Source organism: Streptomyces sp. NPDC089915 (assembly GCF_040684675.1).
In the GTDB taxonomy this organism is placed as follows: Bacteria; Actinomycetota; Actinomycetes; order Streptomycetales; family Streptomycetaceae; genus Streptomyces.
This window is the reverse complement of the sequence record NZ_JBFBGN010000179.1, coordinates 1-12,047: the sequence shown is the minus strand read 5'-3', so window position 1 is coordinate 12,047 and position 12,047 is coordinate 1. Positions and strand designations below refer to the sequence as shown.

Sequence of the window (12,047 nt, the reverse complement as noted above, 5' to 3'; positions counted from 1 at the left end):
CGTCGGCCTGTCGAACTCCGCCTACAACGGCGGCGGCTCGACCACCACCCCGGCCGCGCCCCGGCGGGCGCGGAGCCCGAGGCGGCCTCGGCGGTGAGCCGGGCCCCCGGCCCGTCACTCGTGCACCCCTCGGCGAGCGGCCCGTCCTCCGCGAACTCGTAGCCCCCGCGCGCACAGCGCTCGGTGTGGCAGCCGGTGAGCGTGGCGCGGCAGCCGTCGAGGACGTGGAAACCGAAGCCGGAACTGTCCGTCACCCGGCAGCCGGTGAAGGTGCCCCGGCCGCCCGCCGACACGTAGAACCCGGCCTCGGCGGGGGAGCCGACCGAGACCCGCTCCAGGACCGGGTCGGCGCCCTTGGTGACGATCACCCCGGTCTGCACCCCGTCCACCGTGCAGTCGCTCAGGGTGCCGCCGCTGCCATGGTCCCGGAACCACGCCCCGGTGCCCGCCTCCCGGATCCGGCAGTCCTCCAGCCGGGCGGTCGCGCCGTCGCTCACGGAGACGGCGGTGTTGCGCACCTGGACCAGATCGCTGTCCACCACGTCGGCGCGCGAACCCCGGTCCAGGACGAACAGGGCGTCCGGCACGTCGTGCAGCCGGCAGGAGGCCAGGGAGGCGGTGGCGCCGTCGCTGACCCACACCGCCGGGTAGTCGCCCGTACTGTCGTGGATCTCGCAGGACTCGGCCTCCACCCTGGTCCCCGGGTCCCACACCGACAGGCCGTTGCGCCCGAACCGGCGGACCGTGGTGCGGCTGAGCGTCAGCACGGACCGGGAGCGCAGGTCCACGGCGTTCTCCGGGATGTCGTGGATGTCGCAGCCGGAGAGCGCGAGCACGGCGTCGGTGTCGAGGGTGACCCCGTCGCCCGAGGTGCGGTGCACCGAGCAGTCCGTCAGCCGGGCCGCGGCCCGCGCCGCCACCTGCACCCCGCTGCCCTTGATCTCGTACACCTCGCAGCCCAGCGCCTCCAGCCCCGAGCCCTCGCCGGTGACGGCGATGCCCGCGCCGATCGCGTGGTGGATGCGGCAGCGCTCCAGCCGGGGGTGCCCGCCGCGCACCGAGAACCCGGCCTGCCCGGCGGCGACCACCTCGCACTCCTCGAACACCCCGCCCCCGCCGTCCAGGACGGCGATCCCCACCCCGGCCGGGTTCTCCACCGTGCACCGGCGGACCAGGGGACGGGCCCCGCCGCGCACCTCGATGCCGGACGCCGACCGGGTGTGCACGCGCAGGTCGCTGAACTCGGGGGAGCCCTCCTCGACGAGCAGCGCGGGCGCCGCCCGGTCCGCCCCCTCCAGGTAGAGGTCCTGCACCACGGCCGAGGCGCGCACCGTCAGCGCGACCCCGTCCAGCGGGGCGATCCGCACCGATCCGGCCGCCGCGCCCTCGGGCCCGCGCAGGGTGACGGCATGGACCAGGACCAGGTTCTCCCGGTAGGTCCCCGGGGCGACGGACAGCACGTCGCCGTCGCCCGCGGCCTCCAGGGCCGCGCTCAGCGTCGGATACTCACCTGACCGCCGCCGCCACCGCGAGGCCCCGCCGTGCGTCACCTGGACCGTGCCCTGAGCCATCGTGCTGCCGTGCCCCCACCCTCGTACTCGCGCTGCCGGACCGGCCGGAGCGGCTGAAGCGGCCGCGGCCCCCCGGGCCGCCGAAGCGGCCGGACGGGCCTGCGGATCCACCGTAGCGCGCGCGGGGCCCGGGAGTTGCCAGGTCAGCTGCCCGCATCCGCCCGCCCCCAGTCGGGCCCGGCCGCCGCCCACGCCCGGTCCAGACGCGTGTACCGCCGATGCATGAGCCGGCGTACGACGAGGCGGCGGAGCGTCTCCGCGAGCGCGGCCGCGGTGAGCGCGGCGGCCAGCCCGGCCATGGCGGCGTGGAAGGAGGCGGCGCCGGGGTCGAGCGGCCGTCCCACGAGCCGGCCCCGGATGTCGGTCCATATCCGGAACCGGTCGCCCGGAAGGGGCGGTTCCTCCGCCGCCGGCACGGCGCCCTCGTGCCGTGTCCCGTCGGGCGCGGTCCACGAGGCCACGATCGTCGTCCGCGCCGGGACCGTCCGCTGCGCCGCCGGATCGGCGGCCGCTCCGGCCCGTGCGGCGGCCGCGCCCGCGGGCCGGACCACCACGGCCGGGACGAGGTACCGCTCCTGCCGCTGCTCGCGCGCCGCGCGCTGGAGGATCCCGTCCACCCGGAGGCCGGCGGCCCACCCGACGGCCGGGGCCACCAGCAGCACGCACACCAGCGCGACGCAGGCCACCCACGCCTCGACCAGGTCGGTCCGCCTGCGCAGCGGATTGCGCCGCCAGCGCCACACACCCATTGCCGTCCGCACGGTCCGGCTCCCCCTGCCCATGCCAGTCTGAGTCTGTCCGCGCGTCCAAGCCTGGCGCATGTCCCGCGGACGCGCATTCCGGGACGCGCGGGGCGCCCGTCACCCGATCCGGTGCTCGTGCCCCGACGGGTCCGCGTTCGTCCCGCATGCTCCAACGGCCCCGCGCCGCCGGTTGGTTCCAGCGGGCCCCGGGAGCCCCTCGAAGGTGTCATTCCCCCTGCGCGCCCGTCCGCCGTGGTCGGTGGCGGCCGGGCCGGAGCCGGGAGCGGGGCGGGTCCGGGACGGGGGCGGGGTCACTCCAGGACGCGTACCTCGTCGCCCACGCGCACCGTGCCCGGGACGACCGGCACCAGCAGGCGCCCGAAGGCCAGCGACTTGCCGATGCGCCGGTGGCGGGCCAGGGTCTTCAGGGGCTCGCGGCCGCGCTCGGCCGTGGCCTGGTCGGTGGTGGTGACGATGCACCGCCCGCACTCGCGCACCCCCCGGAAGACGGCGTCGCCGATCGCGATCCGCAGCCAGCCGTCCTCGGCCCAGGGTTCGAGGGGACCGTCGACCACCAGGTTGGGCCGGAAGCGGTTCATGGGGAGCGGCCCCTCGTCGGGGTGGTCCCCTGTGGCGATCAGGGAGTTGAGGTCCTCCAGCGAGGCGGTGGTGGCCAGCAGCACCGGATAGCCGTCGGCGAGGCTCACCGTCTCGCCGGGCAGGGCGTAGTCGGGGTCCACGGGCCGGCGGACGGCCGGATCGTCGAGGTGGACCAGCCGCGCGGGCACCCCGAGGTAGGCGCTGAACCACTCGGCGGCGGCCGTCGAGGCGGCCACCGTGTCGACCTTCTTGCCGAACAGGACGACCGGCTCCAGCGGGCCCGGCTCCGGCACCTCCACGACCAGGTCCGCCATGCCGGGCGCGGACAGCCCGATCCGGCCGTCGGCCAGCGGGCGGGAGGAGGCCAGGGCGAGGCGCGCCTGCTGGCGCTGGGTGATGACCGCGCCCGTGGTGTCGACGACGGCCCAGCGGCGGTCGCCGGCCGGACCCCAGGGCTCCACGGTCATCTCGTCGGGAGAGGTCCCCGCAACCGATTTGACGGGATGGACGTGGAGGGACTGGACGTACAAGTTCGACATGGGGGCATCTTGCCAGCCGCCCGGGCCCCCTCACCAGGTCGTTTCGCGCAGGGCGCAGGCTTCCGGCCACTGGTTTCCGGCCGCGCCCGGCGGCCTCGGGCCCCCGGCCCCGGCGCCGGTGCGGCCGGGGCTCCGTGCGGTCGGCTCAGTAGCCGCGGCTCTGGTACTGGCCCCCGTACGGGTCCTGGTACGAGGGGACGGCGGCGGCGGTCGGCACGGCCGTCGGCACGGGCGACACCATCTGCATCGGGGCCGTCATCTGCATCGGCGCCTGCATCGGCACGGAGGCGGCCATGGGCATCGAGGCCGCCATCGGCACGGGTGCCGCCATCGGGCGCGGGGCCGCCGGGCGCATGGCCTCGTACCCGGTGCCCGCCGCCGGCGGCCGCGGCTGCTGCGGCTGGGGCTGCGGGACGAACCCGGCCCGCGGCGCGAGCTGCTGCTGCGGGACGAACGGGGCGGGCGCGTGCTGAAGCGGAACCGGCATCGGGGCCGGCGCGGCCGGCTGCTGCTGGTACCCGTACCCGTACGCGGGGGCCGGCGTCGGTTGCGGGGACGCGGGCGGGAGCGCGGGCAGGGAGGAGGCGAGGGCCGGGAGGTATCCACCGCTCGAGTACCCGGCACCGGGGGAGTCGTAGGCGGCCGGAACGCGGATCGGGGCGATCTGCGGAGTCCCTCGTTCTGCGACCAGGGAGTCGTAGATGGGGGTGTCCGGGAAAGAGGGCGCGGAGTAGTAACCGCCGCCATAAGTGGAGCGGGGGGAGGTCATGGGAGACAAGTTAAGCCCACGACTTCACCGGGTCCATAGCCAGGTGCCGCCAACACCGCTCTGACCTGCATATTCCCAGGTCAGAGCCTCAGCTTTCACTTGACGTTCACCTGCACGATTCGCCACATGCGCCCCGGCTTATTCCCACTCGTACTCGCCGGTTGGCGGTTGCACCTATCCGGGGCTGACGCTCTGTCATAACGCGGTGACCTCGGGCGACGTCGGCATGACGGCCCGTCAGTCCGCATTTCCCCCACCCGGGTGGTTTCAGGCGTCGCTGGGGCGGGCATAGGTACGCCCCTTCCAGGCCGCCCCGCGCCCCCGGTAGTGCTGCACGGCCGAGTCGACGGTCATGAGCAGGTACAGCAGCGCGGTGACGGGCAGCAGCGGCGCGAGCGCCGCCGGCTGGCGGTAGTAGCGCAGCATCGGCAGGTAGGTGCCGGCCATCAGCAGCCAGGCCAGCCCTCCGGCCGCCGTGACGGCGGGCCGCCCGCCCGCGAGCCCGGCGAGGAACGCCGCCGGGGGGACCAGGTAGACCAGGGCCAGCCCGGCCACCGTCCCGGCCAGCAGCAGCGGCCGGTGGCGGAGTTGGGCGTACGCGCTGCGCGACACCATCCGCCACAGGTCCGCCAGCGCCGGATACGGCCGCACGCTGTCCACCCGCTCCGCCAGCCCGAGCCAGATCCGCCCGCCGGAGCGCCGCACCGCCCGGGCGAGGGCGACGTCGTCGATGACGGCCTGCCGGATGGAGTCCGGGATCCCGGCGCGCACGGCCGCCTCCGTGCGCAGCAGCACGCAGCCCCCGGCGGCGGCCGCGGTGCGCGCGGCGGGGCGGTTGATCCGGCGGAAGGGGTACAGCTGGGCGAAGAAGTACACGAAGGCGGGCACGACGAGCCGCTCCCAGACGCTGGCGACGCGCAGCCGGGCCATCTGGGAGACGAGGTCGAGGTCCGCGGAGGTCGCGGCGGCGACCAGCTCGCGCAGGCTGTCCGGCTCGTGCGCGATGTCGGCGTCGGTGAGCAGCAGGTACGCGGGGGCCTGCGCCCCCACCCCGGTCACGTGGCCGATGCCGTGGCGCAGCGCCCAGAGCTTTCCGGTCCAGCCGGGCGGCGGGTCGGAGGGGGTGAGCACGGTGAGGGGCAGGCCGGGCTGCTCGGCGGCCAGGCGGAGCGCGAGCGCTGCGGTGCCGTCGGTGCTGCCGTCGTCGACCAGGACGATGCCGGCCTCGCCGGGGTAGTCCTGCGCGAGCAGGGAGGGCAGGCTGCGGGGCAGCACCTCGGCCTCGTCCCTGGCCGGGACCACGACGGCGACGGACGGCCAGCGGGCGGGGGCGGTGCGCGGGGGGAGGCGGACGTCGGTGCGCCAGAACATGCCCTGGGCGAGGGTGAGCCAGAGCCAGGCGGCGAGGGAGGCGTAGGCGGCGATGAGGAGGCCCATGGCGGCAGTGTCGCCGACCCGGCCGGGGCGTGTCCCGCGTCCGGGCCGAGCGGCGCGGCGCGGACGCGGGGCGGCGGGGTGAACGCGGCGCGGACGCGGGGCGGCGGGGTGAACGTGGCGCGGACGCGGGAGGGCGCGGGTGGCGCGGGTGCGGGGTGGCGCGGACGCGGGGTCGCGTGGACGCGGGAGGGTGTGGACGCGGGGTGGCGCGGGCATCGGGCGGGCGACGGGGCCGGGACCGGCCAATGCGCGCCCCGTTTGTTACGTATTGCCGCTCTTTGCGGCGGTGGAGTTCGGGCGGTGGGCGGGGGCGTCGACTAGGGTGACCCGGTGAAGATCGCGCTCATGGACTCGGGAATCGGCCTCCTCGCTGCGGCCGCCGCGACGCGTCGGCTGCGGCCCGACGCCGATCTGCTGCTGTCCTCCGACCCCGACGGGATGCCCTGGGGCCCCCGCACCCCCGCCGACCTCACCGAGCGGGCCCGCGCCGTCGCCCGCGCCGCCGCGGAGCTGCGGCCCGACGCCCTGATCGTGGCCTGCAACACCGCCTCCGTGCACTCCCTGGCCACCCTGCGGGCCGACCTGGAGCCCGGGATCCCCGTCATCGGCACCGTCCCGGCGATCAAGCCCGCCGCGGCGGCCGGCGGGCGGGTGGCGATCTGGGCCACCCCCGCCACCACCGGCAGCCCGTACCAGCGCGGCCTGATCCGCGACTTCGCCGCCGGGGCCCGGGTCACCGAGGTGCCCTGCCCCGGCCTCGCCGACGCGGTCGAGCACGGCGACGAGGAGGCCATCGCGCGCACGGTCGCCGCCGCCGCGGAGCTGACCCCGGCCGACGTCACGGACGTGGTCCTCGGCTGCACGCACTACGAACTCGTCGAGGAGGCCATCCGCACGGCCCTGGCCGCCCGCACCGGCGGAGCGCGGCTGCGGTTCCACGGCTCCGCCGAGGCCGTCGCCGTACAGGCCCTGCGCCGGATCGGCGCCGAACCCGCACCGGAACTGCCCCGCACGGGCACCCTGACGGTCCTCCACAGCGGCCGCCCGTCCGCGCTCCCCGCCGCCGCCCTCGGCTACGCGGAGGGCCGCCTGCTGGCGGGCTCGGGACAGGGTGCCGGGGTGGGGCGGTAGGGCGGTAGCCCGGACCCCTCTCCGGGATCGCCCGGGTCAGAGCCCGGTACCCCCAGGACGGCCATCCGTTGCGGCCCCGTCCGGCACCTCGCCGCACACGTGGGCCAGCAACGCGTCGGCGAACCCGTCCAGGTCGGTCAGGCCCGCCGCCTTGAGGGTCGCCGGGGAGGCGGCCAGGAGGTGGGGGATCGCCCCGTGGAGGGCGAGGGTCAGGGCGCGGGTGCGGGCCGGGTCCGCCGGGAGGCCGGCGCCGGCCAGGAGGGCGCCGTACAGGGCGAAGTCGGACGCGCCGATCGGGTCCAGCAGGCCGGCCAGCCAGGGCCGGCGGCCCGCCTCGGCCTGGAGCTCCAGGTAGGCCAGCATGCGCGCCCGGCCCGGCCCGGCCACGTCCCGCAGGAGCCCGGCCAGCAGGGCCGCCAGTCCCGCCCGGTCCGACGGGCCCGGCCCGGCCGCCGCCAGGGCGCCGGCGAGCGCCCGGTACCGCTCCAGGCAGCGCTCGGCCACGGCCCGCAGGAGCGCGTCGCGGGTCGGGAAGTAGTTCTTGGCGGTGCCCGGCGGCACGTCGGCGGCGGCGTCGACGGCCCGGTGCGTCAGACCCCGCCCGCCCGCCTCCGCCAGTACGGCCACGGCGGCGTCGCTCAGCCGGTCCCTGCGTTCCTGGTTCACGTTGCCAGCTTAACCACGGCCGTGGTACCACAGACGAGGTACCACGGCCGTGGTGGTTATGTGCGCGCGGCGTGGGCCCCTGGTGTGATCCCGTGCGTTCGGCGAACCGGAGGACATGTCATGAGCAGTGGGACGAACGGCACCGCCCTGGTGGCGGGTGCGGGCGTCGGCGGGCTCGCCACCGCGATCGGGCTGCGCCGCGCGGGCTGGACCGTACGGCTCCTGGAACGCCGCACCGCCCCCGAGCACTACGGCACCGCCTTCGCGATCCACCCCACCGCCCAGGCCGCCCTCGACCGGCTCGGCCTCGGCGACGCCCTCCGGGCGCGGGCGGTGCCCTACCGCCACGCCCGGATCCGCCGCCCGGACGGCAGGGTGCTCGCCGCCCTGCCCCTCGAACGCGTCGAGCGCAAGGCGGGCCGCCCCGAACTGCTCATATCCCGCCCCCACCTGCTCGACGCCCTGCTCGCCGAACTCGACCGGCTCGGCGGCGCGGACGTCGCCTACGGGCGGCCGCTCACCGACCCGTCCACCGACCCGCGTGCGGCGGCCGCCAACCTCGTCGTCGGGGCCGACGGCATCAACAGCACCGTCCGCACCGCCCACTTCGGCTCCCGCAGCGGCGTGCGCGCCATCGGCACCGTCGCCTGGATCGGCATCGCGGACTTCGAGACGGGCGTCTACGGCGAGACCTGGGGCGACGGCCGCTTCTTCGGCATGACCCCCGTCGAGCCCGGCCGCACCAACTGGTACGCCGCCGTCCCCGAGGCCACCACCGCCGGCGAGGTCCGGGCCGCCTTCGCGGGCTGGCACGACCCCGTCCCGCGCGTCCTCGCCGAGACCGACCCGGCCTCCTGGATCCGCTACGAGATGCGCCACCTCCACCCCGCCCTCCCGGCCTTCACGGCGGGCGGCCGGATCGCGCTCGTGGGCGACGCCGCCCACGCCATGACCCCCAACCTCGGACAGGGCGCCTGCACCGCCCTCCTCGACGCCGAGGCCCTCACCCGGGCCGTCGCCGCCCGCGGCGGCCCGGCCGGGCTGCCCGCGGCCCTGCGCGCCTACGACGCCGAGCGGCGCCGCAGCGCGCAGCGCGTGGCCCTCGCCTCCCGGACCCTGCACCGGTTCGTCACCGGCCGCCGCCCCGCCCTGCGCGACGCCCTGGCCGGGCTGCTGCCGGGCTGAGGGCCCCGCCCGGCCGGGGTCTCCCTACACCGCTCCCGCGAGCCGGGCCTCCAGCTCCTCCCCGGACAGGTCCTCCAGGTGCGTGAGGAACACCCACAGATGGCCCGACGGGTCCCGCAGCACGGCGGTGCGGTCGCCGTGGAACCGGTCGGCCGGCTCCTCGACCAGTTCCGCGCCGGCCGCCACGGCGGTCCGCGCCAGCGCGTCCACGTCGGGGACGTACACGTGCAGGGCGGCCGAGGTCCCGCCGAGCGTGGCGGGGGAGGAGAAAGGGCTGCCGGGGGCGGTGTCGCCGAGCATCAGGACCGCCCCGCCGATCCGGATCTCGGCGTGCAGCACCGTGCCGTCCGGGGCGTCGAGCCGGACCTCCTCGACGGCGCCGAAGGCCCGGGCGTAGAAGGAGAGGGCGGCCGCCGCGTCGGCCACCGCGATGTGCGGCACCACCGCCGTCCGGTAGCGCTCGGGGATCGTCGGACCGTTCGTCGCGTCATGCGTCTGCTGCGTCATGGGGCCGACCGTAGAACCTCAAGTTTGATCGAGGTCAAGGGCGGGCAGGCGCGCACCGCGGAGGGCCGGGGCCGGCCGGCCCCGGGAGCGGGATGCGCCGAGTGGCGCAGAGGCGGTGGCGGTCATGCGGAACGTGGGTACGCTGCTGCTCATGACGGGTCACCCCCCGGGTCCCCTCTGGACGGGCCGGGCCTCCAACCGCGCGCAGTGGCTCCTCGCCGCCGCCGGCGCGGCCTGCCTCGCGCTCGGTGTCGAGCTGGCCGTCGACAACTCCTGGGCCTCCGGATACGTTCCGCTGCTGATGTCCGTGATCGGCTGCCTCGCCGCCGGGCTGCTGATCCTCTACGGCACCCTCGCCTTCGTGTACGTCGCCGTCACCGTCGACGCCGAGGCCATGGAGGTCCGCTGCGGCCACATCGGGCTGCCGCGCCGCAAGATCCGGCTCGCGGAGGTCACCGCCGCCGAGTTCCTCCCCCGGGTCACCCCGCAGCAGTGGGGCGGCTGGGGATACCGCTGGCGGCCCGAGAAGGGCACCGCGGTGATCGTCCGGCGCGGGGAGGGCGTGGAGCTGCGGCTCGGCGACGGGAAGCTGTTCACGGTCACCGTCGACGACGCCGAGAACGCCGTCCGCGTCATCCGCACCCACCTGCGCTCCCTCGCCCGCTGAGCCGGAGCGGGAGCCGGAGCGGGAGCCGCGAGCGAGCCGCAAGCGGAACCGGAACCGGAAGCGGGCTGCGGCCTTACCGGCCCATGGGGTGCGGCCACGTACACTCCGCCAGATGAGCAGCAGTGTCACCCGGGCCGCCGAGAGCGAGCCCTCGCAGCCCGCCGGACCAGCCGTCGCGGACACCACGGGCGCGGCCGCCGCCGGGGCCTCCCCGTCCGCCGGGAAGCGCTGGGCCGCCCGCCTGGCCCGCCCCGCCCTGGCCGCCCTCGCCGGAGCGCTGCTCTACCTCAGCTTCCCGCCCCGCCCCCTGTGGTGGCTGGCCCCCTTCGCGCTCGCCCTGCTGGCCGGCTGCCTGCGCGGCCGCCGCGCCCGCGCCGGTTTCGGGCTCGGCTTCCTCTTCGGCCTCGGCTACCTGCTGCCGCTGCTCGTGTGGACCAGCGAGGGCGTCGGCCCGGTGCCGTGGCTGGCCCTCGTCACCCTGGAGTCCCTCCTCATCGGCCTCGCCGGCCTGGGCATCGCCCTCGTCAGCCGGCTGCCCGCGGCCCCCGTGTGGTCGGCCGCCGTGTGGGTCGCCGTCGAGGCCCTGCGCGCCCGCGCCCCCTTCGGCGGGTTCTCCTGGGGCCGGCTCGCCTACGGGCAGGCCGACGGGATCTTCGTACCGCTGGCCGCCGTCGGCGGGACCCCGCTGCTGTCCTTCGCCGTCGCCCTGTGCGGATTCGGCCTGTACGCGGCCGCGCGCACCGCCCGCCGCCAGCCGACCCGCACGGCCGCCGCCCTCGCCGCCCTCACCGTCGCCGCCCCCGTCGGCGCGGCCCTCGCCGCCCGTCCGCTGGTCTCCGACGCCGCCGAGGACGGGACCGCCGTCGCCGCCGTCATCCAGGGCAACGTGCCCCGCGCCGGCTTCGACTTCAACGCCCAGCGGCGCCAGGTCCTCGACAACCACGCCAACCGCACCATCCAGCTCGCCGAGGACGTCAGGGCCGGCCGGGTCCCCAAGCCCGACTTCGTCGTGTGGCCGGAGAACTCCTCCGACATCGACCCGTTCAGCCAGCCCGACGCCCACGCCGTCATCGACAACGCCGTCAAGGCCATCGGCGTGCCCACCGCCATCGGCTCGGTCCTCGCCCCCGAGACCGGCCCGCTGCGCAACACGATGATCCTGTGGGACCCGGCGAAGGGCCCCGTCGCCACCTACGACAAGCGCAAGATCCAGCCCTTCGGCGAGCGCATCCCGATGCGCTCCTTCGTCCGGCTCTTCAGCTCCGACGTGGACCGGGTCCGCCGCGACTTCGGCCCCGGCAAGGAGCCCGGCGTCTTCGACATGGCCGGCACCGGCGTCGGCATGGTCACCTGCTACGAGGCCGCCTTCGACGACGCCGTGCGCTCCACCGTCCGGGCCGGTGCCCAGGTCATCGCCGTCCCCAGCAACAACGCCACCTTCGGCCGGACCGAGATGACCTACCAGCAGCTGGCCATGGACCGGATCCGCGCGGTCGAGCACAGCCGCAGCGTCCTCGTCCCCGTCACCAGCGGCGTCAGCGCGGTCATCCGGCCCGACGGCACGGTGGTCAAGCAGACGAAGATGTTCACCGCCGACGCCCTCGTCGACGAGATCCCGCTGCGCTCCACCGAGACCCCGGCCACCCGGCTGGGCCCGCTGCCCGAGTACGCGCTGGTCCTCGTCGCCGCCGGCGGCCTCGCCGGCCTCCTCGTCCGCAGGATCCGCGCCCGCCGCGCCAACCCGTAGGGTCGGCGCATGAGCACCCCCGAGTTCATCCGCGAGATCCGGGCGGCCGGCGCCGGCCACCTGCTGCTCCTGCTGCCCGGCGTCACCGCCGTCGTCTTCGACGACGAGGGCCGGGTGCTGCTCGGGCGCCGCGCCGACACCGGCCGGTGGTCGGTCGTCGGCGGGATCGCCGAGCCCGGCGAGCAGCCCGCCGAGACGGCCGTGCGCGAGGTGTACGAGGAGACGGCGGTGCGGTGCGTCCCCGAGCGGGTCGTCCTCGTCCAGATGCTCGAACCCGTCACCTACGCGAACGGCGACGTCTGCCAGTACCAGGACATCACCTTCCGCTGCCGGGCCACCGGCGGCGAGGCCCGCCCGGCCGACGGGGAACTCCTGGAGGTGGCCTGGTTCGCCCCGCCCCCGACCGCCGCCCCACACTCGGAAGATGGACGACACTCCGGACAACCACCCAGCGGCTGGAGCGCCGGCCCGACGGGCTCCTCGTC

General features: G+C 76.4%; 11 protein-coding genes and 1 pseudogene. 5 read left to right on the top strand and 7 right to left on the bottom strand.

Annotated features, from left to right (window positions below):
* From AB0O29_RS31700 to AB0O29_RS31680, 5 genes and pseudogenes are all read right to left on the bottom strand, one after another.
* Positions 1-1,571 (bottom strand): right-handed parallel beta-helix repeat-containing protein (locus tag AB0O29_RS31700; protein ID WP_365158562.1); only part of this gene is annotated, 1,571 nt, incomplete at its 3' end.
* A gap of 143 nt (positions 1,572-1,714) precedes the next feature.
* Positions 1,715-2,332, bottom strand: coding sequence for a hypothetical protein (locus AB0O29_RS31695; protein WP_365158559.1), 618 nt, complete (start codon positions 2,330-2,332; stop codon positions 1,715-1,717).
* 293 nt (positions 2,333-2,625) lie between these two features.
* Positions 2,626-3,453 (bottom strand): MOSC N-terminal beta barrel domain-containing protein, encoded by an 828-nt coding sequence (locus AB0O29_RS31690; RefSeq protein ID WP_365158556.1) that lies wholly within the window; start codon positions 3,451-3,453, stop codon positions 2,626-2,628.
* 319 nt (positions 3,454-3,772) lie between these two features.
* Positions 3,773-4,222 (bottom strand): annotated as a pseudogene (locus tag AB0O29_RS31685) (DUF6643 family protein); the annotation flags it as partial.
* 267 nt (positions 4,223-4,489) lie between these two features.
* Complete coding sequence (locus tag AB0O29_RS31680; protein WP_365158554.1) at positions 4,490-5,659, bottom strand: glycosyltransferase; 1,170 nt, start codon at positions 5,657-5,659, stop codon at positions 4,490-4,492.
* A 330-nt stretch (positions 5,660-5,989) separates the two neighbouring features.
* Between AB0O29_RS31680 and AB0O29_RS31675 the strand changes: the two genes are divergently transcribed.
* On the top strand, positions 5,990-6,790 hold the full coding sequence (locus AB0O29_RS31675) for an aspartate/glutamate racemase family protein (RefSeq protein ID WP_365158551.1): 801 nt from the start codon (positions 5,990-5,992) through the stop codon (positions 6,788-6,790).
* A gap of 36 nt (positions 6,791-6,826) precedes the next feature.
* Here AB0O29_RS31675 and AB0O29_RS31670 read toward each other — a convergent pair whose 3' ends face one another.
* Positions 6,827-7,456 (bottom strand): TetR/AcrR family transcriptional regulator, encoded by a 630-nt coding sequence (locus tag AB0O29_RS31670; protein ID WP_365158549.1) that lies wholly within the window; start codon positions 7,454-7,456, stop codon positions 6,827-6,829.
* A gap of 120 nt (positions 7,457-7,576) precedes the next feature.
* Here AB0O29_RS31670 and AB0O29_RS31665 point away from each other — a divergent pair, with 120 nt between their 5' ends.
* Positions 7,577-8,641: an NAD(P)/FAD-dependent oxidoreductase gene (locus AB0O29_RS31665; RefSeq protein WP_365158546.1), complete on the top strand. Its 1,065-nt coding sequence runs from the start codon at positions 7,577-7,579 to the stop codon at positions 8,639-8,641.
* A gap of 24 nt (positions 8,642-8,665) precedes the next feature.
* On the opposite strand, the gene AB0O29_RS31660 is transcribed toward AB0O29_RS31665, so the two are convergent.
* Positions 8,666-9,148 carry a VOC family protein gene (locus AB0O29_RS31660; RefSeq protein WP_365158543.1) on the bottom strand — a complete coding sequence of 161 codons (483 nt, stop codon included), beginning with the start codon at positions 9,146-9,148 and terminating at the stop codon, positions 8,666-8,668.
* A 151-nt stretch (positions 9,149-9,299) separates the two neighbouring features.
* Between AB0O29_RS31660 and AB0O29_RS31655 the strand changes: the two genes are divergently transcribed.
* The 3 genes from AB0O29_RS31655 to AB0O29_RS31645 all read left to right on the top strand — a co-directional run.
* On the top strand, positions 9,300-9,815 hold the full coding sequence (locus tag AB0O29_RS31655) for a hypothetical protein (protein WP_365158540.1): 516 nt from the start codon (positions 9,300-9,302) through the stop codon (positions 9,813-9,815).
* A 112-nt stretch (positions 9,816-9,927) separates the two neighbouring features.
* Complete coding sequence (gene lnt / locus AB0O29_RS31650) at positions 9,928-11,562, top strand: apolipoprotein N-acyltransferase (RefSeq protein WP_365158537.1); 1,635 nt, start codon at positions 9,928-9,930, stop codon at positions 11,560-11,562.
* Between the two features lie 9 nt (positions 11,563-11,571).
* Positions 11,572-12,047: NUDIX domain-containing protein (locus AB0O29_RS31645; protein WP_365158534.1), on the top strand; the 476-nt coding region annotated here is incomplete at its 3' end.

Coding starts and splice junctions, on each gene's coding strand:
- AB0O29_RS31690 (WP_365158556.1), bottom strand. CDS start 3,453: ATGTCGAACTTGTACGTCCAGTCCCTCCACGTCCATCCCGTCAAATCG.
- AB0O29_RS31680 (WP_365158554.1), bottom strand. CDS start 5,659: ATGGGCCTCCTCATCGCCGCCTACGCCTCCCTCGCCGCCTGGCTCTGG.
- AB0O29_RS31665 (WP_365158546.1), top strand. CDS start 7,577: ATGAGCAGTGGGACGAACGGCACCGCCCTGGTGGCGGGTGCGGGCGTC.
- AB0O29_RS31660 (WP_365158543.1), bottom strand. CDS start 9,148: ATGACGCAGCAGACGCATGACGCGACGAACGGTCCGACGATCCCCGAG.
- AB0O29_RS31655 (WP_365158540.1), top strand. CDS start 9,300: ATGACGGGTCACCCCCCGGGTCCCCTCTGGACGGGCCGGGCCTCCAAC.
- lnt (WP_365158537.1), top strand. CDS start 9,928: ATGAGCAGCAGTGTCACCCGGGCCGCCGAGAGCGAGCCCTCGCAGCCC.